Raw genomic sequence first — 23,288 nt, forward strand, 5'->3', positions numbered from 1 at the left:
GTTGAACACAATATTTCTATAATTTTTTATCTCTATTCGATGTTAAAAATATGAATATGCCGATTTATGATCAAACTTCAGATTCCATACATGCTGTTTATGTAGAGTCTAAAGATGCGGATCTATTTTTATTAGAAGTTGATCAGTACTTAAATCAATATCCTGAGACTGAGCATATTGATATTTGCCTGCACGACTTAAATGGACATCTACGTGGTAAAAGGATTGATATCAAAAGCTTAAGAAGCCTTGCTAAAGGTTGTTATTTCCCACTATCTATTTATGCAATGAGTTTAGAAGGCAAAGTGATTGAAGAAAGTGGGCTTGGAAAATATATCGGTGAACCAGACTCTCTTTGCTTACCCATTCTAGGCTCTTTACGTCCATGTGCGAACCAATCAGAAAAACATGCACAACTCTATTTAACAATGAAATCTGAAAATGGCTCAGACTGTGAATTTGAGCCTAGAAATATATTAAAAAAAATACTCTTAACATTAAATCAAATGAACTATTTTCCAGTTATGGCTGGCGAGGTCGAATTTTATTTATATGCCAACCAAAGTAATACCGAATACAAGCTTGGTCAAACGCAATCTTTTGATGTTGATGCTCCCCATAATTATCAAACGGTATTAGAAGGCATTGAAATAGAAGCTAAAAAACAAAATATAGCGGTCACTGCAATTGTCGCAGAGAGCTCATCGGGCCAATTCGAAATCAATCTCCAACATAGTTCGGATATTTTAAAACTTTGTGATGACATTCTGGCGGTTAAACGAATTGTAAAACATATTGCAATAATGAATGGCTTAAATGCCAGCTTCATGGCGAAACCGAATATGTTAAGTGCAGGGAGTGGTTTACACTTTCACATGAGCCTTTTAAATCAATTACAACACAATATATTTGGAACTGATGAGCGAAAACAACCCAATCAATGCATGGCTCAGATTATTGCAAGTCTCATTCAATTAATGCCTGCTGCTATGGCAATTCTGGCTCCAAATATTAACTCTTTTCGACGCTTTCAGTTTGCACAGCATGTACCTTTAGAGGCCAATTGGGGTATCAATAATCGTAATGTTGCAATTCGTCTACCCTGTGCAGATCAAGAAAACTATCGTTTAGAGTATCGGGTCGCTGGTGCTGATGCGAATCCATATCTATGTATCAGTATCATCTTAATTGGTGTATTACATGGCTTAACACATACTGCACTCAAATTACCCAAAGCAGCACATGAAATAAAACCGCATGATGCAAGAATATTTTTACCCAATCATCAAATCGATGCTTTAAAGCTCTTTGAGAACAATGCCATTCTTAAACAATACTTAGGTGCAAGTTTCGTACAATTATGGTCTGCCTGCAAAAAATATGAGTACCAGCTAGTTGCCAATAAAATTACAGATTTAGAGCTGCAATGGGGACTTTAAAGCTTCTATTTAATCACTAACTTAAGGTCGAATTTCTTTCAATTCCCTTTGAATAAAATGCTGAATCATTTCTCGGTAGATCTTTTCAACCAAATCAGGATTTGTACCTAAATCAATGGCTTTCTGACGTACTTTATTAATCACTTGTTGCACACGCTCAGGTGATTGAACCTCTTCAGCTGTACGCTTAAAACGCACAGCTTGATCAACATAAAACTGACGTGTTGCGATCATCTCAATTAAAGCTTGATCAATCACATCAATTTTTTCACGGACTTGATCAAGCGACTCACATTTTTCTTTCTTCATTTGAATTATCTTCTACCTGTTTGAGTTCTGCATCATTGTCATTTTTATACTTTTGTTCTAACACATTACTCAAGATACTTTCAATCATCCACACACGATATAAGCTATTAAAAACATACTGCTTTCCATCCACTCTCAATTCTAAAACAGGAAAATCAGGCTGATGCTTCTCGGCACATTTCAAATCATTGGTTTTTAATAAATCAACAACATCAATATCCGTTAAATGCTGAATTTCTAAATCTTGTTGTAATCGCTGTAAATGTGGCTTAAAGGCTAAATCTTGACCTTTAGTCCATACAGCCTGCAAAATTTCATATATTGCATCTACACGTTGCTCTTCTGGCACACTATAAAATAAGCGTGCCATATTTAAAGTACCATCCACTGTCGGTCTACAAAATGGCGTAAATTTAACTTCAGTTCGTTTGGACAAACGCGTTGCTAGACTCCAATCAAAAAAGTCCTTTGCATGATAACTAAGCGGATAGACATTCAATTGAATATTATAATAATTGGCCAGTTCTTCTTTAATATAAGCCAACAACAACCAACTGATTGGATCTTCTAAAGCAATATATAAATCTAGCTCAGGATGCATTGCATGAATTTCTGCAAGCTCTTCAGCATCACTGACGATATGTTCACGCCATTCAATATGATCAATCAAGAAAATAGGATTATCAATCAATAATTTCTGTTGTTTTAAACGACGTGTGAGCCGTAATAAATCATCGACTGCATGATACTTACGATCACCGAACTCAAAATAACTTTCTAAAACAGGAACATGTTCAAATCGACGTTCTGGAAAATTTTGTGGCTGTTGATGCTTACTCGCCATCACAAATAAAGTCCGTAACTTGCCATATTGCTGTTGCCACAGCATATGAAACACATCCTCAAGCAAATAAAGGAAGTTTTGACCAGTCAGCGGTGTATTTCTAAGAATTATTTCTGCTTGTTGTAACGCTTCTTGGCTAGGCTGTTCTGGTTTTTCATCGTCATAACTAAAACGATGTTGATGCGCTAAAATTTTGGCATCATTTAAACTATAAATACGCCATTCATCTAGACTCATGCCATTGGGAGGCTCAGCAGCAGTATCAGAAATGATCACTTTTAACGGCTTTAATTCATCACTGAGAATTTCATCTAGCTGTGGCAGTTGTTGTACCGCCAAATAACTATATACATCATCTAAACGCAAATAGATGCTTAAGCCTTGTTCTGTTGATAACACCTTTTGACGAATCGGCTTTTCATAGAACCAACTCGATCGAATTGGATCGAACCAACGGCGTAACAGCGACATGAGATTAGCCCCGAAAATAAACTCTAAACGAGTTCCAGATTTTGATTGAAACTCACTCAAGGATAACATTCATTCAATCTGGATGCTAAAAAAACACGATGGACTTTATACAAAACTAAATTGTCATCTAAAGTTAACTACTCAAAATTTTTCAATTTGATATGGCTTACCTATCAAATCAGCTCATCTTTTTATCTTAACGATAAGCCCAAGTATTCCATGCAGAGCTCAATAATCATGAGATTTAAATGTTAAAAAACACCCATCCATAATGGGTGGGTGTTTTTTAATCTGTTGATTTTTTACAACACCATTCGCAGATTAAAGTTCGCGTACTGCACCTTTCGATGCGCTGGTAGTGTGCATCGCATAGGCCTTTAATGCTTTAGAGACTTTACGTTTACGTTGCTCTTTCGGCTGCCAACCTTGGGCATCCTGTGCTTCACGGCGTGCAGCAATCGTTGCATCATCTACTTTTAAATGAATGGTTCGGTTTGGAATATCAATTTCAATAATATCCCCATCTTCAACCAAACCAATAGCACCGCCTTCCGCAGCTTCAGGCGAAACATGACCAATCGAAAGACCAGATGAACCACCAGAGAAACGACCATCAGTCAGTAAGGCACAGTCTTTACCTAAACCTTTTGATTTTAAGTAACTGGTTGGATAAAGCATTTCTTGCATACCTGGTCCACCACGTGGACCTTCATAGCGAATGACCACTACATCACCAGCTTTAATGCCACCGCCCAAAATACTTTCTACAGCAGCATCTTGGCTTTCAAAGACCCGTGCCGTGCCATTGAATTTAAGGATTGAATCATCTACACCTGCAGTTTTTACAATACAACCTTCTAATGCGATGTTCCCGTAAAGTACAGCTAAGCCACCATCTTGCGAGAATGCATGTTCAGCATTACGGATGACACCAGTTTCACGGTTACCATCTAAAGTTTGATAATAACGGTTTTGTGAGAATGCAGTTTGCGTCGGTACCCCACCTGGTGCTGAACGGAAAAACTCATATACTTCTGCATCTTCAGTGCGGATAATATCCCACTTATCCAAAGCATCTTTCATGGTTTTTTCATGTACGGTGGGCACTGATGTATCCAATAAACCAGCTCGATCCAACTCACCCAAAATTGACATAATCCCACCAGCGCGATGGATATCTTCCATATGTACATCTTGTTTCGCTGGTGCAACTTTACATAATACCGGCACACCACGTGAAAGGCGGTCAATGTCAGTCATAGTGAAATCAACTTCGGCTTCATGTGCAGCTGCTAATAAATGCAATACCGTATTGGTTGAACCACCCATTGAAATATCCAGCGTCATCGCATTTTCAAATGCCGCTTTGGTTGCAATGGAACGTGGCAATACGCTGTAGTCATCTTGTTCATAATGTTGCTTGGCTAATTTAACAATTAACTCGCCAGCTTTTAAGAATAATTTTTTACGATTAGCATGCGTTGCTAAAGTTGAACCATTACCCGGTAAAGACAAACCTAAAGCTTCGGTTAAACAGTTCATTGAGTTTGCTGTGAACATGCCTGAACAAGAACCACAAGTCGGACAAGCAGAGCGTTCGTATTCAGCGACTTCTTCATCAGTAAAGCTATCATCTGCCGCAACAATCATGGCATCCACTAAATCAATAGCTTTTTCATTACCACGAATTTTAATTTTGCCGGCTTCCATCGGCCCACCAGAAACAAATACAACTGGAATGTTCAAACGCATTGCTGCCATCAACATTCCTGGAGTAATTTTGTCACAGTTAGAAATACAGACCATGGCATCCGCACAATGTGCATTCACCATGTATTCTACTGAGTCCGCAATAAGATCTCGTGAAGGAAGCGAATACAACATTCCATCATGACCCATTGCAATGCCATCATCGACTGCAATCGTATTGAATTCTTTGGCAACACCACCTGTTGCTTGAATCTGTTCAGCAACTAACTGACCTAAATCTTTAAGGTGAACGTGCCCCGGTACAAACTGAGTAAATGAGTTGACCACCGCAATAATTGGTTTACCGAAATCTTCATCTTTCATTCCAGTCGCGCGCCATAAGCCACGCGCACCAGCCATATTTCTTCCATGTGTCGATGTTTTTGAACGATAGTCAGGCATTGTGTATTTCCAACAAAGTTTGAGCTTAAAATGAATCTTCTGATTCACTCTGGCTGAATAATACGAATATATAGCGTAAAATCAGTCGAAATATAGGCCCATCATACTACAGCTTACTGTTTAACAGATGACCACAAGCATGGTCTTTTTTTATACGATAAAGGTTATGAGTATTTCGGCTGTCTATATAAAGAAATGAATGTTATTTGATAATATAAACTGATACAGATAAATTAAATACAAAACTTTTCATGAATATTTTTTAAAAATTACATAAATATTTTTTATAATTAAGATGCGATATACAAAAAATCTTTTATTAAAAATAGTGAGTAGATACAATATTTTTTTATTTTTAAATATTGTTCGATTTATGGTTTCCCCTTAAACACGATACCTAGCCGATTCTCAGTTGTTACAGTCAGTTTAAGCTTAAAATATTTATTTAGAATAGTGCTCACTTACTCACTTATATGCTGCTCGACGTCATCTAACTTTTGAACATCGCCTTAAACCAAAACTTCTAAAATCTCCACAGCATTTTTCCTTTTACTGCTTAATTAAAATTAAAAATAATGAGGAAGATCCGTAGATCTTCCTCATCAAGTAGATTAGTCAATTACACCACTGATACCAATACGTACACTTGGATCACCTTGTGACGCAACAGCCACACCACCTGTAACTGACCAACGACCATTATCAGCTGTCTTACGTAGTGTTACACCTACCGCATTTTCACCACTGTGATAAGCAGCGCCCACTGCATAAGTATATTTCCCTGCAATATAAGGTGCACTTTCAAGCGCCATAGCGGCAGCAATACCCGCATTGGCTTTATCTTCTACGCTATCAATACGATGATTGGTTGCACGGAATGCATCATCCAACTTATTGTTGACGTTATTAATCTTACTATTTAAGTTCTGATCAGCTTGATTCAGTGCATCAATTGCACCACCCACATTATTATATTCTTTACTATCGACCTTATAAGCGGGAGCATTGAAGCTACCCGTAATATTGTCATAACCAGCACCACCACCCAGATAACTCACCACAGCCTGGTTTGTTGTATTCAACTGCGAACCATTGATAACATCTGTAGATGTTGCATTAACAGCACCCTTGGCTACACCCGTGATGACACGATTACCATCAGTCCCAGATATATTCACAGTTGTACCACCAGTATCTTTAGCGACAGTAATAACACCTTTGGGGCCATCCACTTGTTTAACTAAACCCATTGAACCACTATCTAATGTAGTTTGGAAATTGGTAAGGTAAGTAGTAGTAATGTCAATTTGACCTTGTAAACTATCTCGAACATCTGCCAGTTGGCCACCATTTACAGCATCTTTGGATCCAGCTGCAATTGCACCATCAGCTAGATTGTGTATACCTGTACCATTATCTCCTCCTGCAAGGGTAATGTTGTTCTTATCTACACTACTATCTGGGTTCTTATTGTATAAAACAGCTTGATCATTCACTTGATTAATATTGGTTTGCACATTAATGATTGCTGAGTCTAGCTGACTTTTATTGACAGCATCTGAACCCACAATACCATTTGCAACATTGGTTATGATTTTATTACCAGCACTAATTCCTCCTGTGGTGACACTAGGCCCGCCGACAATAGTTAAACCAGTACCACCCAATTGAACCACTGAGCCAATCGAGACTCCATTATTGTCGAGTTTACTATTCCCTGTCGTAATACTCGTAGAGATTAGGTCTGGATTAGTCGCTATGGTAAGGACTTTATCTACTTGCGTCAGTTCAATGTTGTTTCCAGCCACAAATTCAAGATCATCTCCTGGTGCTACAGTTGTAGAGCTATTATTTGTTAAAGTTCTAATACCTGTACCTATCTTCGTTGTACTAAATGTCCAACCTCTATTGGCATTAGTTGCATTATCAGCTACTTTCTTTAACTGCTCTTCAGATGCTGCTCGACCGACTGTCGCGAAATCACTGGCTGTAATTGAAGTATTCGACAAACCTACAATCGTATTTTTTGCCTTATCTGTAATAACAGATCCAACTGTGACTTGATCAAAGTTCACTGTTGGTGCAGTTGCAAACGTAATATCATTACCACTTCGTGATATCTGAATATTTGCTCCGTCTTTAAATTGCACGGTATCACTGGATTTAACTGCTGTTGCAGCATCGCCATTCGCTTGAATTTTGAAAGTTTGATTCTGTAAGTTGGTTATATTCTGATTCGTCGTATCTAATTGTCCCTTATTAACAGCATCAGAAAGAGCGACGCCATCAGCAACATTATTAATCACCTGATTACCCGCACTAATCCCTGCACTTGTAAATTTAGAACCACCTGAAATGCTCAAGCCATTGCTATCTAAGCTGCTCGCACCTGTTGCAACACTATCGAATTTCACATTTTTGGCTAGTCGAACATCAATACCATTGGCTGTCGTTACAGTCTTTACATTCTCATTGCTGGCCGCAGCATCTGCTCCTGTAAAACCACCTTTAATATCTAGAACTTGACCTAAATTACGGTGTACATTCGCACCACTATTACCAGCAAAATCTAATCCTTTGCTCGTTAAAGCATTAGTCGTATTCAACGTTGCTGTATTTAAATCTCCAATATTTGCAGCATTGGTTGTAGTCATACCACCACTAGCGACATTGGTAATCGTTTTATTACCTGCATTAATCCCTCCAGTCGTGACACTAGGGCCACCCACAATCGTGAGCCCATTATTATTGAGTTGACTATTGCCCGTCGTAATACTGGTCGATACTAAGTCTGGATTTGTTGCTACTGTAATTGTTTTTCCAGCTTGTGTAAGTGCAATATTATTCCCTGCTATAAATTTTACTTCATCACCAGATCCAACGGCTGTGGAACTATTACCTGATACTGTTCCAGTACCTGTTTTTCCTGTATTAATTTTCCAATTTTGTCCAGAAGAATGAGGGTCATCATCATGCATTCCTGTAGCCATTGCCGCAGGGCTTAAGCTAACCATTAAAAAAATAGTTGCAGTACCAATTATCGCAGTTACTTTAGAAGATTTTGTTTTAGCTTTGGCTAATTCAGATACTGCTATCCATGTCCCTAAAGTCGCATTCCAAATCACTTTATAGATATTGTTCATGTGTTATTCCTTTTAGATATTTAGGTCGCTTTTTTCACCCAAAAACATAAAATTGCTTATTTTTTTAACACCATTATTACAAAGATATATAATTATTATGTGACCTGATTCTCCTTTTTTTATATATACCTCTAGCAGTTATAATAATCACATCGTATTGCGATTTCTATTACTTTTTAATATTTTTTAACAATTATTAATAATTAATCAATTTTTTATTCATTATTATTTAATTTATATAACAAATATAAGATACAATTCACATATTATTTTAATATGTAAATCGCTGTGTCCTTAAAGAATCACCTTTTGGGTATTTTTATTCTCGAGCAGATTCTACAAAAATGACATTCTGATTCTAAAAAGTACGTTTAAAGTTTATTAGCTACAGCATCCTATCTAGAGCTTTGTTATAATTTTAGCTAAGCCATCTATTCGAGCTCAGTCTTTGAAAATCATCTTTGCGGGTACACCTGAATTCGCTGCCACTGCATTAGCGGCACTACTAAACACTGAACATGAAATTGTCGCTGTTTATACTCAGCCAGACCGTAAAGCAGGACGTGGACAAAAATTATCAGCTTCAGCTGTAAAACAACTGGCAATAGAAAATGACTTGCCTGTTTACCAACCTTTACATTTCAAATCTTCAACCGAAGAAGGCTTGATGGCTCAGCAAGAATTGGCGGCATTACATGCAGATGTGATGGTGGTTGCTGCTTATGGTCTAATTTTACCGCAAGTGATTTTAGATACCCCTAAATATGGATGTCTCAATATTCATGGTTCTTTATTACCCCGCTGGCGCGGTGCGGCACCTATTCAACGTGCCATTGCCACAGGTGACACTGAAACAGGCGTAACCATTATGAAAATGGCCGCTGGTTTAGACACTGGCGATATGATGTTTAAAACCATCTGTCCCATTACAGCACAAGATACTTCAGCTACCTTACATGACAAACTTGCAGCTCAGGGAGCAGAAGCAATTTGTACTGTTTTAGCCTCAGAAGAAAAATTACAGCATTATTTAGCGGCACGTGAAGTTCAAAATGAAGCTTTGACGGTATATGCCCATAAATTATCTAAAGCAGAAGCTCAAATCGACTGGACACAAACAGCAGTTGAAATTGACCGTAATATCCGTGCATTTAATCCTTGGCCCGTGGCATTTACACCTCTAGATGAGACACAAAATCTCCGTATTTGGAATTCATCGCTTTCTCAGCATGTCACTTACTCAGCTCAAGCAGGCGAAATTGTGGCAATAGATAAACAAGGTGTTCATGTCGCCTGTGGTGATAAAAATTGTATTTGTATTAACAACTTACAATGGCCAGGTGGTAAAGCACTCAATGCTGTACAAATTGCACAAACTCAAAAACTTACTCTTGGACAAATTTTATAATGAAACAATCTGCACATTACGCCTCAGAGAGAGCGTTAAATTTACGCGCTCAGGTTGTTAAAACTTTATTGGCTGTCCAAAATGGTCAATCACTTGCATCCGTTTTAAATCAACACATGAATATTGTGTCAGATAAAGACCGTGCTTTGTATCATGAATTGGTTTTAGGTTGTTTGCGCCAATGGCATGCGCTAAAGCAAGTTGCACTACCACTCCTTAGCAAACCACTCGATAATGCTGTGGTTGAAACCTGTATTTATGTGGGTTTATATCAACTTTTGTCTACTCGCGTTGCAGCACATGCGGCAATTTCTGAAACTGTTGATGCAGTAAAGCAATTGGGTATGGAAAATTTAAGTGGGGTTGTTAATGCTATTTTACGTCGTGCAACTCGTGAAACTGAACAATTCTATGAAGTGCTTGAAAATGCACACGGCTTACCAAGCTGGTTATATAAACGTTTAAAGAAAGATTGGGGCGATGATTTTGAGGCATTGAGTTATGAACTCAAGCAAGTTGCACCTTTAACCTTACGTGTCAACACTCTACAAGTTAGCCGTGAAGAATATCTAGAAATTTTAGAAGATGAAGACATTGATGCTCACGCTTGTGAAATTTCAGAAGTCGGTATTGTGCTAGATGAAAGTTTACATATTCCAAGTTTACCAGGCTTTGAAGCCGGTGGTTTTTCTGTACAAGATGAACATGCTCAGCTCTGTGCCACATTATTGCCAAACCTTGATGGTAAAATTGTAATTGATGCCTGTGCTGCTCCAGGTGGTAAAACTGCACATATTTTAGAGACCTATCAACCTAGAAAGTTAATAGCTTTAGATCAAGATGAGAAACGCTTAAAACGTATTCATGAGAACTTAGAACGTTTGGCATTAGGCGACCAAAATGTCAGTATTATTACGGCCGATGCAGCGAAATGGACTGCACCTGAACTGGCAGACTGCATTGTTTTAGATGCACCATGTTCAGCGATTGGTGTGATTCGTCGTCATCCAGATATTCGTTTATTACGTCAATCGGGTGATATTGCCAAAACCGTCGAGCTACAAAAACGAATTTTGGAAAATATGTGGCAACAACTTAAAGTCGGTGGCACCTTGCTCTATGTTACTTGCTCTATTTTAAAAGTTGAAAATGAACAGCAAATGCTGAATTTCTTTGCAACACATGCAGATGCCAAAGAAATTAAAATTGAAGCAGATTGGGGTATTGAACAAGCACATGGTCGCCAACTGTTACCGAAAATCGGTCATGGTGATGGCTTTTATTATTGCCGAATCGAAAAAATTGCCTAAAATAGATCAATACAAAAATAAAAAAGGTGGCTTTTAAGCCACCTTTTTTATTACTTTAATTTAATCATCCAAGTTTTCAGGATGTCTAACCAAATGTAGAATTGCCAAGAGCAAACCGCCCCACAATAACAACATCGAAATAATCATAATCACAATTGCAGAAGTATTCATAAAGTTAGTCTCCTATCGATCGTGAATCTTAGACATCAACAATGCACCCAATGCGCAGAAGATGATACTGCCCCAACCAAAACAAAACAGCAGACTATTGGAATAATCACCATAACCTGTCTGAATAAGTGAATTTAATGCTAGTAAAAGTGTTGATAATAAAACCACAGGCGTCACAATCGTTAATGTGAATTCCCATGTTTTACCCAACTGAATAGTCGAAATATGGTTAATATGAGTTTCAAGCTCCGTCATTAAACGACGCTTAAACCAAGACACCATAATAATTGAAATTAAAGCACCCGAAACAATACCTAAGTTATTGATAAAGTGATCAATAATATCGACTAATTTAACCGCATTTTTGGTTGAAAATAGGAAAATTGAAACAAGCCCTGTCGCTCCACCAATAATGGTTACGGCCTTAGTACGCCCCCACTTCAATTTGTCTTGTAATGCTGCAATCGGCACTTCAAGGATACTCACCATTGAGGTGATTCCTGCGACAAATAACGAGCCAAAGAACAAAATTCCAAAAAAGTCTGCCCCTGCACCGAGGCTTGAAATGAGTTTAGGGAAGGCAATAAAAGCTAAACCAATACCTCCACTCACCACTTCATCAACAGGTTTTCCAGCAGCGTGTGCCATAAAGCCAAGTGCAGCAAATACTCCAATACCCGCTAAAAGCTCAAAAGATGAATTAGCAAAACCAACAATTAGGCCTGAGCCCGTTAAATTGGTTTTTGGTTTCAAATAAGATGAATAAGTCACCATGATTCCAAAACCAACAGATAGACTAAAGAAGATATGGCCATACGCTGCTAGCCAAATTTTATAATCCATCATCTTTGACCAATCAGGTGTAAAGAAGGCATTCAAACCTTCTGTTGCACCTGGTAAGCGTACTGCCTGAATGACTAGAATGGTAAACAGTACCACCAGTAAAGGCATAAAAATTCGATTAGAAAGTTCTACCCCTTTTTTCACACCACCATACAGAATAGCCATCACGCCAGCCCAAACAGCAATTAATGGCCAAAATAAATGGCTGACAAAACTCATATCAAAAGTTTTAGCTTCGCTCGTTTGTAGAAAAGTTTTAAAGAAGAAACTTTCAGGATCTGAACCCCACATCTGTCCCATAGAAAAGTAAATATAGCTTCCAGCCCAAGTCAATACACCTGCATAATACAAAGCAATGATGATACAAACACAGACTTGCCACCAACCTAAGGTTTCTGCGGGCTTCCACAATTTTTTATAGGCTTTTGGCGGTGCACCCGAACTGCGGTGTCCTACAGCATAATCTAAAAACAACAAAGGTAAACCTGCTGTTAATAATGCGATGAGATAGGGAATTAAAAATGCCCCACCACCATTTTCATAAGCAACGTATGGAAACCGCCAAATATTTCCTAAGCCAACAGCAGAACCAACTGCTGCAATAATAAAGCCTGATCGTGCTGACCAGTGTTCACGAGTTTCTGTCATAACACACCTAATACTATAGGCATCTTTCAGTGCTGCTTATTTTGATTGTGATATCACATGCAAAGAAAGAACCAAAAAAATATTGTTGTTTGAATAAGACTGCGCCTTATGAGCACTTTGTTCTAATTACAAACCAGCAAAAACAACCATTTCTTGCTTAAAGAAAATGATTCAAAAATTACTGTTGAATGACGCAACAATACCTGTTTTCCTTCATTTTTTCTGTAATTTAGGCACTGAATCTTCACTTATTTCTTGTTATTTATCTCTTTTCGTTGTTTTTTTATCCGCTTATTTATTAATTAGCTTTAAATCACATTTAAACTGTACTTATCTGAGTGACTTATTTTAAAACAGCCGGCAAACGATAATGCCCAATAACTTTATATTCATGCAGAATATCATTTTCACGGGTTCCATAACCTATGTTATGAATCACCAATGCAGTTTTTGACAACAGGGTCAATTGATTCGAAATTATACCAATGTGCACCAAACCATTGCCCAGATCCCATGTGACAATATCACCTGGTAAATACTGCTTCTCCTGAATTGTATAGCCCTGACGTTTTAAATAGGTCATGATATTCGGAACTCGCCGATGATCAATATTCCGATCTGTACTTTTTAAGCCCCATTTTTGTGGATACTGCTTAAAGTTCTTCTGCATATCCTCATGCATACGTTGCTGCAAATCGATACCCTGATGGCGTAAAGCTCGTATAATTACATCAGTACATACACCTTTCAAGATAGGCACATCACCCATCGGATATTTTAACGCAGTATAAGCTGGGTCATAATATAAGGTCCGACCAATCTGCGAACGGGCATCATCAACCAGTTTTTTTGCTTCAAATGCGAAACTACTTAAACTACAAAAAGCTAAACTTAAGATAAGAATGGACTGAAATAATGCCTTTTTCATTGTTCTTATTCTCGATATCAATAACCAAAATCTAAGCAAGCAACTTAACTCTCTTCTAATATGACTTATTGTTTAATTACAAGCAACCATTCTTACTCTATATCCAAACTGCCAATTCGGTGCCTATTCCTTAAGCCTAAATCTTTTATACAATCAAAATGATATATATTCTAATTAGGAAGCTAGAATCTCATAGTTTAAAACTCCACCCATATGGAAATGATTATATCTATATAATATCTAGTTTAGATTTTAAGTATAGACCCTTATAAAATAGCTTTTAATCATAGCTATACTTTTATACAGTCTTCATCCTTCTCTAACATTATCTTTTTAAATACAGCTACATTTGAATAAATCGTAAAACACTCATTACCTCTTTCACGTATGACTACTCACTTTTCAATATTCTAATAATGCAAATTTTTATAAATCCCTATATCATGCCCTTCAGTTTTAACCGTCATAAAATATATTTAAGTAAGAAAATAATGGAATGAATTAATCATTTCGTCTTGTTGAGGGAAATATGAAATTTTATAAATTGCCACTTTGTGTTGTAGCACTCGGACTAAGCTCATTTGCTCAAGCAGATTTTATTGGTCTAAAAGGTGATATTAGCTATTGGAATATTGATGGAAACTCTAATATCAATAAAAAATATCAAGCAGATCAAGATATTGATCGTGATGGAACTGTACAACTTTCTGTTGCCTTTGAACATCCTGTGCCAATCATTCCAAATATTAAAGCAAAATATACAAAATTAAATTTAGAAACTAAAGCAAATACTTTAGGCTTAGATAAAACTGAAATTAATTTAGATCATACTGATTTGATTTTTTATTATGAAATTTTAGACAATGTGGTTAAAGCAGACATTGGTGTTGGTGCAACACGCTTGAATGGTAATACAAAACAATTCGGCCAAAATGTCAACATTGATGAGTATTCACCAATTATCTATGCTGAAGCAGGTGCCAAACTTCCATTTACAGGGCTAAGTGCTAAAGCAGAAGCGACGTATACTAATATCAATGATGTAAAAATTACCGATGCGCAAGCAGAAATTCAATATAACTTTGTTCAAAGTTTATTCTTAGATTTGGGTGCAAAAGTAGGTTATCGTGTCCTTAATATTGAATTAAATGATCTCAATAAACGTGACATGAAATTCGATTTTAAAGGCCCCTATATTGGTTTAGATGCTCACTTCTAAGCTTTAAAGATGCATAAAATCAAACAGATCTTCGCTTAAAATGTTGATCTGTTTTTTATTATCGATCACTCAAATAATAAAAATTACACTACTAATCATAAAAAACTAACTACCCTCTCTAACTTAAAAAGTGATCATCAGTTTAAGCATGAGGAAGTAAGCTAGAGCGTTAATTTACCTTTAATCTCTAAATACACAGCACCAGTACCGCTCATTTTCTTAATTCATTAACTTCCGCGCATAAAAAAACACCCCTTACATTGTAAGGGGTGTTTTTAGGAATAATGAGCTGGCGATGACTTACTCTCACATGGGTAACCCCACACTACCATCAGCGCTAAGAGGTTTCACTTCTGAGTTCGGGAAGGGATCAGGTGGTTCACTCTTGCTATTGTCGCCAGCACAACTGTTTATGATTACTCGCTATGGTCTTAATTACGTTGCTTACGCTTCGTTGTGCCTAGCTTTGGTCAAAAGAGTTATTAACAGAAATATTTGAGTTGAAGTTTAAGGTCTAGCGAGCACTAAATCAAGCATTTTGCAAGAATCAGATGAAGTTATACAACTGTTTGGGTGTTGTATAGTCAAGCCTCACGAGCAATTAGTATTGGTCAGCTTCATGCGTCACCGCACTTCCACATCCAACCTATCAACGTCGTAGTCTTCAACGGCTCTTTAGAGGACATAAAGTCCTTGGGAAATCTAATCTTGAGGTAGGCTTCCCGCTTAGATGCTTTCAGCGGTTATCCCTTCCGAACATAGCTACCCGGCGATGCGACTGGCGTCACAACCGGTACACCAGAGGTTCGTCCACTCTGGTCCTCTCGTACTAGGAGCAGATCCTCTCAAATTTCCAACGCCCACGGTAGATAGGGACCGAACTGTCTCACGACGTTCTAAACCCAGCTCGCGTACCTCTTTAAATGGCGAACAGCCATACCCTTGGGACCTGCTTCAGCCCCAGGATGAGATGAGCCGACATCGAGGTGCCAAACACCGCCGTCGATATGAACTCTTGGGCGGTATCAGCCTGTTATCCCCAGAGTACCTTTTATCCGTTGAGCGATGGCCCTTCCATACAGAACCACCGGATCACTAAGACCTACTTTCGTACCTGCTCGACTTGTGGGTCTCGCAGTTAAGCGCGCTTTTGCCTTTATACTCTACGCGTGATTTCCGACCACGCTGAGCGCACCTTCGTACTCCTCCGTTACTCTTTAGGAGGAGACCGCCCCAGTCAAACTACCCACCAGACATGGTCCTCGCTCCAGATAATGGAGCAGAGTTAGAACCTCAATATTACCAGGGTGGTATTTCAAGATTGGCTCCATGGCAACTAGCGTCACCACTTCAAAGCCTCCCACCTATCCTACACAAGTAAGATCAAAGTTCAATGTCAAGCTGCAGTAAAGGTTCACGGGGTCTTTCCGTCTAGCCGCGGGTACACCGCATCTTCACGGCGAATTCGATTTCACTGAGTCTCTGCTGGAGACAGCGCCCCCATCATTATGCCATTCGTGCAGGTCGGAACTTACCCGACAAGGAATTTCGCTACCTTAGGACCGTTATAGTTACGGCCGCCGTTTACTGGGGCTTCGATCAAGAGCTTCGCTTACGCTAACCCCATCAATTAACCTTCCAGCACCGGGCAGGCATCACACCCTATACGTCCACTTTCGTGTTTGCAGAGTGCTATGTTTTTAATAAACAGTTGCAGGGGCCTGGTTTCTGTGGCTGTCAACCGCTCAGGAAGTAAATTCCATCACCGTCGACAGCGTACCTTCTCCCGAAGTTACGGTACCATTTTGCCTAGTTCCTTCAGCAGAGTTCTCTCAAGCGCTTTGGTCTACTCGACCTGACCACCTGTGTCGGTTTCGGGTACGATTCCTGTGTAACTGAAGCTTAGAGACTTTTCCTGGAAGCATGGTATCAGCCACTTCGCTAGTAAACTAGCTTGCTATCAGTTCTCAGCATAGAGTACCCCGGATTTGCCTAAGATACATGCCTACAACCTTTCACCTGGACAACCAACGCCAGGCTGACTTAACCTTCTCCGTCCTCTCATCGCATTACACAGAAGTATTGGAATATTAACCAATTTCCCATCGACTACGCCTCTCGGCCTCGCCTTAGGGGTCGACTCACCCAGCCCCGATTAACGTTGGACTGGAACCCTTGGTCTTTCAGCGTGCGAGTTTTTCACTCGCATTGTCGTTACTCACGTCAGCATTCGCACTTCTGATACCTCCAGCAGACTTCTCAATCCACCTTCATCGGCTTACAGAACGCTCCCCTACCACGTGCAATAAATTGCACATCCGCAGCTTCGGCATATAGTTTTAGCCCCGTTACATCTTCCGCGCAGGCCGACTCGACTAGTGAGCTATTACGCTTTCTTTAAAGGATGGCTGCTTCTAAGCCAACCTCCTAGCTGTCTATGCCTTCCCACATCGTTTCCCACTTAACTATAATTTTGGGGCCTTAGCTGGCGGTCTGGATTGTTTTCCTCTTGACTACGGACGTTAGCACCCGCAGTCTGTCTCCCGGATAGTACTCATTGGTATTCGGAGTTTGCATCGGTTTGGTAAGTCGGGATGACCCCCTAGCCGAAACAGTGCTCTACCCCCAATGGTATTCGTCCGAGGCGCTACCTAAATAGCTTTCGGGGAGAACCAGCTATCACCGAGTTTGATTAGCCTTTCACCCCTATCCACAAGTCATCCCCCGGCTTTTCAACGACGGTGGGTTCGGTCCTCCAGTTAGTGTTACCCAACCTTCAACCTGCTCATGGATAGATCACCCGGTTTCGGGTCTACACCCAGCAACTGAACGCCCTATTAAGACTCGATTTCTCTACGGCTCCCCTATACGGTTAACCTTGCTACTGAATGTAAGTCGCTGACCCATTATACAAAAGGTACGCAGTCACCGGACACAATGCCGGCTCCCACTGCTTGTATGCATGCGGTTTCAGGATCTATTTCACTCCCCTCACAGGGGTTCTTTTCGCCTTTCCCTCACGGTACTGGTTCACTATCGGTCAGTCAGGAGTATTTAGCCTTGGAGGATGGTCCCCCCATATTCAGACAAGGTTTCACGTGCCCCGCCCTACTCGTCATCATTATGTGTGCCCTTTCGTGTACGGGACTATCACCCTCTACGGTAGCACTTCCCAGAGCTTTCCGCTAAAACACACATAACTTAATGGGCTGGTCCCCGTTCGCTCGCCGCTACTAAGGGAATCTCAATTGATTTCTTTTCCTAAGGGTACTGAGATGTTTCACTTCCCCTCGTTCGCCTCGCATGACTATGTATTCATCATGCGATACCTACCTTATGGTAAGTGGGTTTCCCCATTCAGAAATCTCCGGATCACAGGATATTTGCCGCCTCCCCGGAGCTTATCGCAGGCTATTACGTCTTTCATCGCCTCTGACTGCCTAGGCATCCACCACATGCACTTAATTACTTGACTATACAACCCCAAACAGTCGTTAGCATCTACAAGCGATGCAACAACAGGCTTTCGCCACACAGTTCAAAGTATTGTGAATTTAATCACCATACAGCTTCAATCTAATTCGTTTTCCAAAACGCTTGATTCAGTGTAATCGCTAGTTCTCAGTTCGTCATATCCAATTAATCATTTCACTTGCGTGTAACAATTAAATGTTTAATTCGTTCTGAGCCTTAAACAATTTATTTCAACTCAAATATAATCTGTTAATGATTTGTCTTGCCTTCGTCAGGTCAAGATACTGTGATAAATCACAGAATTTAATAAACATTTATATAAACACCTAAGTGCTTATCTTATTCATTAAATTCTGTAATCACCTAGCTATATATATGGTGGAGACTAACGGAGTCGAACCGTTGACCTCCTGCGTGCAAAGCAGGCGCTCTACCAACTAAGCTAAGTCCCCAGCTATCGTAAGAATGATTTATCTGTTTGTCTACTTACTCAAGCTCAATGAATTTCTTCATCAATCTTTCGTTCGTTAGATTGGTGGGTCTGACAAGATTTGAACTTGTGACCCCACGCTTATCAAGCGTGTGCTCTAACCAACTGAGCTACAGACCCTCAGATATATCTTTATGAAGAACAACTTGTTGTGGATTCTTACCGACTGTCAATCTTTCGTTAAGGAGGTGATCCAGCCGCAGGTTCCCCTACGGCTACCTTGTTACGACTTCACCCCAGTCGTCGGCCACACCGTGGTAAGCGTCCTCCTTGCGGTTAGACTACCTACTTCTGGTGCAACAAACTCCCATGGTGTGACGGGCGGTGTGTACAAGGCCCGGGAACGTATTCACCGCGGCATTCTGATCCGCGATTACTAGCGATTCCGACTTCATGGAGTCGAGTTGCAGACTCCAATCCGGACTACGATCGGCTTTTTGAGATTAGCATCCTATCGCTAGGTAGCAACCCTTTGTACCGACCATTGTAGCACGTGTGTAGCCCTGGTCGTAAGGGCCATGATGACTTGACGTCGTCCCCGCCTTCCTCCAGTTTGTCACTGGCAGTATCCTTAAAGTTCCCGACATTACTCGCTGGCAAATAAGGAAAAGGGTTGCGCTCGTTGCGGGACTTAACCCAACATCTCACGACACGAGCTGACGACAGCCATGCAGCACCTGTATGTAAGCTCCCGAAGGCACCAATCCATCTCTGGAAAGTTCTTACTATGTCAAGACCAGGTAAGGTTCTTCGCGTTGCATCGAATTAAACCACATGCTCCACCGCTTGTGCGGGCCCCCGTCAATTCATTTGAGTTTTAGTCTTGCGACCGTACTCCCCAGGCGGTCTACTTATCGCGTTAGCTGCGCCACTAAAGTCTCAAAGACCCCAACGGCTAGTAGACATCGTTTACGGCATGGACTACCAGGGTATCTAATCCTGTTTGCTCCCCATGCTTTCGTACCTCAGTGTCAGTATTAGGCCAGATGGCTGCCTTCGCCATCGGTATTCCTCCAGATCTCTACGCATTTCACCGCTACACCTGGAATTCTACCATCCTCTCCCATACTCTAGTCTCTCAGTATCGAATGCAATTCCTAAGTTAAGCTCAGGGATTTCACATCCGACTTAAAAGACCACCTACGTACCCTTTACGCCCAGTAAATCCGATTAACGCTTGCACCCTCTGTATTACCGCGGCTGCTGGCACAGAGTTAGCCGGTGCTTATTCTGCGAGTAACGTCCACTCACCTAGAGTATTAATCTAGGGAGCCTCCTCCTCGCTTAAAGTGCTTTACAACCAAAAGGCCTTCTTCACACACGCGGCATGGCTGGATCAGGGTTTCCCCCATTGTCCAATATTCCCCACTGCTGCCTCCCGTAGGAGTCTGGGCCGTGTCTCAGTCCCAGTGTGACGGATCATCCTCTCAGACCCGTTACAGATCGTCGCCTTGGTAGGCCTTTACCCCACCAACTAGCTAATCTGACTTAGGCTCATCTATTAGCGCAAGGTCCGAAGATCCCCTGCTTTCCCCCGTAGGGCGTATGCGGTATTAGCATTCCTTTCGAAATGTTGTCCCCCACTAATAGGCAGATTCCTAAGTATTACTCACCCGTCCGCCGCTAAATTCAGTAGCAAGCTACTTTCATCCGCTCGACTTGCATGTGTTAAGCCTGCCGCCAGCGTTCAATCTGAGCCATGATCAAACTCTTCAGTTTAAAATCAGTAGTAGCTTAAAGGCTACCAATCTTGGCTCATCAATTTTCTGACAAATATTTCTCAAATAAACTTCGAGTAATTTCTACCATCAATCAATGAAAATAATTTCGATCGATCAACCAGTAAAAATCCACACAAGTTGTTCTTCATAAGCTCTTAATGATCTTCTTGCTGATTCGTCATCAGCAAGCTAGGTCGGCTATACTACCCTCTTTCGAGAGAAAGTCAACTGGTTTTGTTTAACTTATTTTCTAATAAATCATTTTTTAATCAAACTTTAAAATCTCATTCAGAAATCTTAACAACTCAATCAACTTATTGATTTATCAGAGGTTTTGTTTAACATCACCGCCGATGGATACGCATTATAGGGGAAAAAATTTCCTACGCAACCCCTTTCTTTAATTAATTTATTCAAATGGTGGTTTTTTCTACCATGATGTAGATAAGTAATTGTTTATTACTGAAAATATATTTATAAATTATTCTTAACTAAACTACCTTGTTCTAAGTAACTCAGGATCATAGTCGATAATTCACTCTTAAGCTGTTGTTCTGAAATAAGAAAGTTGTTGTTACTCACATACTGCATCATTGTAAACAAAGTACTATTAATAATCACAAATGATTTATGTTTAAGAATTTCAAAGTTCCAATCTGAATAAAACCGATTAAAGACATACATTCCCACTTCAAAAAAGTGCTTCTCCAAGATTTGAGCAGCTTCAGAATTGTTATAGCCATGCCAATGTTTCAGAATTTCAATAAAGAAACCATCATCTGCTTTCATCATGTCAAATCCAAATTGAATACTGAAGGAAATGATTTCCTGAATGTTAAAACTTTGTTGGCTAATCGCAATTTGCTTCAATGCCAAACCTAGACTTTCACTTTTACGGCGTAACAGCTCTTCAATAATCTCTTCTTTATTTTCAAAATACTGATAGATAGAACCAACACTAACCCCCGATTTTTCTGCAATTTTTGGCGTTGTTACTTGTAATAAACCATATTCAACAATACACAGCTGAGTTGCTTCCAAAATATTATTCACAATCACCATGGCACGTTGTTGTTGTGGTTTCTTTCTCATACTCGTCTCACAGTTAAATGCGAATTGAATGCGAATAAATATTCATATTAAGATTTGATTAAACATTAATCAGGACTAACCCTAAATGTCAACTCTTATTGCACTAAAACGCTTAGCGCCTTTTGAAAAAATGCTAAACCGTAATTGGAAGACACAAATCCTAAATTATTTAACAGATCAAAGGTTCGAACCCAGCTATTTAGACTACCGATCACTGCATCAGGGATTACTGACAGGCGATGTGCCAATGGATAAGCTGCTGATTTGGATCTTGCAAAATCCTAAGCAGCATCGTCAATATTTTACAACGGCGTTGTATGAAGGTTTAGATCAACTGCCGCATGACATACCTGAATTAAATGAATTCTTTAAATTAGTTGAAACACCACCTGCGTGGTTCGATTCAGAAAAAATGAGTGATGCTTTAAATTTTATTTATCGGCTTGGTTTTAATAGTGGGTTTATTCTGCGTGATTTGGCTTTAATGATGGGCTATTTGTATCCTGGCTTAAATCAACCTTTGGTTTTAACAGGTGCTTTAAATAAAAATCCAGCTAAACGCCTTGCTGAAACAACCAAGTGGTGGATGGATATTACTGAACCACATGCTTTTAACCGCTTTAACCCTGGCTTTACCTCAACTATTTATGTTCGCTTTATTCATGCCTTAGTGCGTCACCAACTCAATAAGTCAGAAAAATGGGATACTGAAACCTGGGGCTTACCCATTAATCAATATGACCAAGCCATGACCAATATTGCATTTAGTGGAGTGCTGTTACTAGGTGTTCGTGCCTTAGGCATTTTTCCAAATAAACGTGAAGTCGATTGCTTTTTGCATTTTTGGAAGTATACCGGTTGGTTAATGGGGATCGATGAGAAATGGCTGATTGATAAAGAGTCTGAAGGCTGGAAGTTTTTATATTGGCTGCCGTTTACCCACCCTAAACCCGATGCAACCAGTAAATCTTTGGGTTCAAGCTTGTCTAAAGAACCTTTTCAAAGACAGTATAAATATTTGCGTCCTTTGCAACAAAAACTGGCTTATCACCGACATTTAGAAATTACTCAGTTTTTTCTGGGTCGTAAGAAAATGCAAGCATTGGGTTTAAAGCATCATTCTGCGGCATGGTTTGCTTATTATTTAATTGCTCGAAATGCTGTGCTACACACCAGTGCTCGACGTTTTAAAAAAATTGATACATTTTTACTGCAACATGGTCGTCATATACAAAAGCATGCCTTAGATTTATATGCAGAAGATGGAAAGCAGCTTGCCAGCATGCATCAATAAGAGGTCATAAAATGAAAAGAGGAAGCTTAAAAGCTCCCCCTTTATTATTCAATTGCTGCTATTCATGCTGTACATGCATAGACTCATCCATCGGCTTGTGTGGTATATCTATTTGGCCCGATATCGGTTGTTTCGTCATCACTGGTCCTGACTTAAATACATTCTGCTGTGTATAAGTTTGTTTATGACTAGGCATATACTCAGGATCATTACTTATTGCCAAATAAAAGAACAACATAAAGATAAAACTTAAAATACAGGCAATGATCAATGATTTCCATCCCCAGCCTGACTGTTCAGGGGATAACTTTTCTGTAAACGTAGTCATATAAC

General features: G+C 39.7%; 13 protein-coding genes, 2 tRNA genes, 3 rRNA genes and 3 pseudogenes. 5 read left to right on the forward strand and 16 right to left on the reverse strand.

The window, feature by feature from the left end:
* Positions 1–56 precede the first annotated feature (56 nt).
* Positions 57–1,439 carry a glutamine synthetase family protein gene (locus tag B9T27_RS02490; RefSeq protein WP_228146132.1) on the forward strand — a complete coding sequence of 461 codons (1,383 nt, stop codon included), beginning with the start codon at positions 57–59 and terminating at the stop codon, positions 1,437–1,439.
* A 21-nt stretch (positions 1,440–1,460) separates the two neighbouring features.
* Here B9T27_RS02490 and B9T27_RS02495 read toward each other — a convergent pair whose 3' ends face one another.
* The 6 genes and pseudogenes from B9T27_RS02495 to B9T27_RS15195 all read right to left on the reverse strand — a co-directional run.
* Entirely contained in the window at positions 1,461–1,748 is a 288-nt protein-coding gene (locus tag B9T27_RS02495; protein WP_086205270.1) for a chorismate mutase, read from the reverse strand.
* Positions 1,729–3,063, reverse strand: coding sequence for a hypothetical protein (locus tag B9T27_RS02500; RefSeq protein WP_086205415.1), 1,335 nt, complete (start codon positions 3,061–3,063; stop codon positions 1,729–1,731). The genes B9T27_RS02495 and B9T27_RS02500 overlap by 20 nt, the downstream gene beginning before the upstream one ends.
* A 321-nt stretch (positions 3,064–3,384) precedes the next feature.
* The gene (gene ilvD, locus B9T27_RS02505; protein ID WP_086205271.1) at positions 3,385–5,214 is read right to left on the reverse strand and encodes a dihydroxy-acid dehydratase; all 1,830 of its coding nucleotides are present in this window, start codon (positions 5,212–5,214) and stop codon (positions 3,385–3,387) included.
* 611 nt (positions 5,215–5,825) lie between these two features.
* Positions 5,826–7,100, reverse strand: a pseudogene (locus tag B9T27_RS15185) (YadA-like family protein); the annotation flags it as partial.
* A 309-nt stretch (positions 7,101–7,409) separates the two neighbouring features.
* A pseudogene (locus B9T27_RS15190) lies at positions 7,410–8,228 on the reverse strand (hypothetical protein); the annotation flags it as partial.
* Positions 8,210–8,357 (reverse strand): annotated as a pseudogene (locus B9T27_RS15195) (ESPR domain-containing protein); the annotation flags it as partial. The pseudogenes B9T27_RS15190 and B9T27_RS15195, both read right to left, overlap by 19 nt.
* A 448-nt stretch (positions 8,358–8,805) precedes the next feature.
* Here B9T27_RS15195 and fmt point away from each other — a divergent pair.
* Both fmt and rsmB read left to right on the forward strand, forming a co-directional pair.
* Entirely contained in the window at positions 8,806–9,765 is a 960-nt protein-coding gene (fmt, locus tag B9T27_RS02515; RefSeq protein ID WP_086205273.1) for a methionyl-tRNA formyltransferase, read from the forward strand.
* A complete protein-coding gene (gene rsmB / locus B9T27_RS02520; RefSeq protein WP_086205274.1) occupies positions 9,765–11,075 on the forward strand; it encodes a 16S rRNA (cytosine(967)-C(5))-methyltransferase RsmB in 1,311 nt (436 codons plus the stop codon). Before fmt ends, rsmB begins: the two co-directional genes overlap by 1 nt.
* Before the next feature lie 60 nt (positions 11,076–11,135).
* Here rsmB and B9T27_RS02525 read toward each other — a convergent pair whose 3' ends face one another.
* From B9T27_RS02525 to B9T27_RS02535, 3 genes are all read right to left on the reverse strand, one after another.
* Entirely contained in the window at positions 11,136–11,246 is a 111-nt protein-coding gene (locus B9T27_RS02525; RefSeq protein ID WP_086205275.1) for a methionine/alanine import family NSS transporter small subunit, read from the reverse strand.
* A 12-nt stretch (positions 11,247–11,258) separates the two neighbouring features.
* Positions 11,259–12,737, reverse strand: coding sequence for a sodium-dependent transporter (locus tag B9T27_RS02530; protein ID WP_086205276.1), 1,479 nt, complete (start codon positions 12,735–12,737; stop codon positions 11,259–11,261).
* A 343-nt stretch (positions 12,738–13,080) separates the two neighbouring features.
* The gene (locus B9T27_RS02535; RefSeq protein WP_086205277.1) at positions 13,081–13,665 is read right to left on the reverse strand and encodes a DUF1287 domain-containing protein; all 585 of its coding nucleotides are present in this window, start codon (positions 13,663–13,665) and stop codon (positions 13,081–13,083) included.
* Positions 13,666–14,194: 529 nt separating this feature from the next.
* On the opposite strand from B9T27_RS02535, the gene B9T27_RS02540 reads away from it, so the two are divergent.
* On the forward strand, positions 14,195–14,884 hold the full coding sequence (locus B9T27_RS02540; protein WP_086205278.1) for a TIGR04219 family outer membrane beta-barrel protein: 690 nt from the start codon (positions 14,195–14,197) through the stop codon (positions 14,882–14,884).
* A 287-nt stretch (positions 14,885–15,171) separates the two neighbouring features.
* Here the strand turns inward: B9T27_RS02540 and rrf are convergent.
* From rrf to B9T27_RS02570, 6 genes are all read right to left on the reverse strand, one after another.
* Positions 15,172–15,286 (reverse strand): 5S ribosomal RNA (gene rrf, locus B9T27_RS02545).
* A 178-nt stretch (positions 15,287–15,464) separates the two neighbouring features.
* Positions 15,465–18,359 (reverse strand): 23S ribosomal RNA (locus B9T27_RS02550).
* A gap of 375 nt (positions 18,360–18,734) precedes the next feature.
* Positions 18,735–18,810, reverse strand: a tRNA-Ala gene (locus B9T27_RS02555).
* Positions 18,811–18,891: 81 nt separating this feature from the next.
* Positions 18,892–18,968: transfer RNA gene (locus B9T27_RS02560), tRNA-Ile, on the reverse strand.
* A gap of 61 nt (positions 18,969–19,029) precedes the next feature.
* A 16S ribosomal RNA gene (locus tag B9T27_RS02565) occupies positions 19,030–20,567 on the reverse strand.
* The 16S, 23S and 5S rRNA genes sit together here with 2 tRNA genes alongside, the layout of an rRNA operon.
* A gap of 476 nt (positions 20,568–21,043) precedes the next feature.
* A complete protein-coding gene (locus tag B9T27_RS02570) occupies positions 21,044–21,661 on the reverse strand; it encodes a TetR/AcrR family transcriptional regulator (RefSeq protein WP_086205279.1) in 618 nt (205 codons plus the stop codon).
* An 85-nt stretch (positions 21,662–21,746) separates the two neighbouring features.
* Here B9T27_RS02570 and B9T27_RS02575 point away from each other — a divergent pair, with 85 nt between their 5' ends.
* Complete coding sequence (locus B9T27_RS02575) at positions 21,747–22,955, forward strand: oxygenase MpaB family protein (protein WP_086205280.1); 1,209 nt, start codon at positions 21,747–21,749, stop codon at positions 22,953–22,955.
* Positions 22,956–23,013: 58 nt separating this feature from the next.
* Here B9T27_RS02575 and B9T27_RS02580 read toward each other — a convergent pair whose 3' ends face one another.
* On the reverse strand, positions 23,014–23,283 hold the full coding sequence (locus B9T27_RS02580; RefSeq protein ID WP_213033005.1) for a hypothetical protein: 270 nt from the start codon (positions 23,281–23,283) through the stop codon (positions 23,014–23,016).
* Positions 23,284–23,288: the final 5 nt, after the last annotated feature.

This window comes from Acinetobacter sp. ANC 4648, from assembly GCF_002135345.1.
Classification (GTDB): Bacteria; Pseudomonadota; Gammaproteobacteria; order Pseudomonadales; family Moraxellaceae; genus Acinetobacter.

Bases quoted from the DNA above. Each gene is read 5' to 3' on its own strand.
- B9T27_RS02490 (WP_228146132.1), top strand. From the start codon at position 57: ATGCCGATTTATGATCAAACTTCAGATTCCATACATGCTGTTTATGTA.
- B9T27_RS02535 (WP_086205277.1), bottom strand. From the start codon at position 13,665: ATGAAAAAGGCATTATTTCAGTCCATTCTTATCTTAAGTTTAGCTTTT.
- B9T27_RS02525 (WP_086205275.1), bottom strand. From the start codon at position 11,246: ATGAATACTTCTGCAATTGTGATTATGATTATTTCGATGTTGTTATTG.
- B9T27_RS02575 (WP_086205280.1), top strand. From the start codon at position 21,747: ATGTCAACTCTTATTGCACTAAAACGCTTAGCGCCTTTTGAAAAAATG.
- B9T27_RS02570 (WP_086205279.1), bottom strand. From the start codon at position 21,661: ATGAGAAAGAAACCACAACAACAACGTGCCATGGTGATTGTGAATAAT.
- rsmB (WP_086205274.1), top strand. From the start codon at position 9,765: ATGAAACAATCTGCACATTACGCCTCAGAGAGAGCGTTAAATTTACGC.
- B9T27_RS02500 (WP_086205415.1), bottom strand. From the start codon at position 3,063: ATGTCGCTGTTACGCCGTTGGTTCGATCCAATTCGATCGAGTTGGTTC.
- B9T27_RS02540 (WP_086205278.1), top strand. From the start codon at position 14,195: ATGAAATTTTATAAATTGCCACTTTGTGTTGTAGCACTCGGACTAAGC.
- ilvD (WP_086205271.1), bottom strand. From the start codon at position 5,214: ATGCCTGACTATCGTTCAAAAACATCGACACATGGAAGAAATATGGCT.
- B9T27_RS02495 (WP_086205270.1), bottom strand. From the start codon at position 1,748: ATGAAGAAAGAAAAATGTGAGTCGCTTGATCAAGTCCGTGAAAAAATT.
- B9T27_RS02530 (WP_086205276.1), bottom strand. From the start codon at position 12,737: ATGACAGAAACTCGTGAACACTGGTCAGCACGATCAGGCTTTATTATT.
- B9T27_RS02580 (WP_213033005.1), bottom strand. From the start codon at position 23,283: ATGACTACGTTTACAGAAAAGTTATCCCCTGAACAGTCAGGCTGGGGA.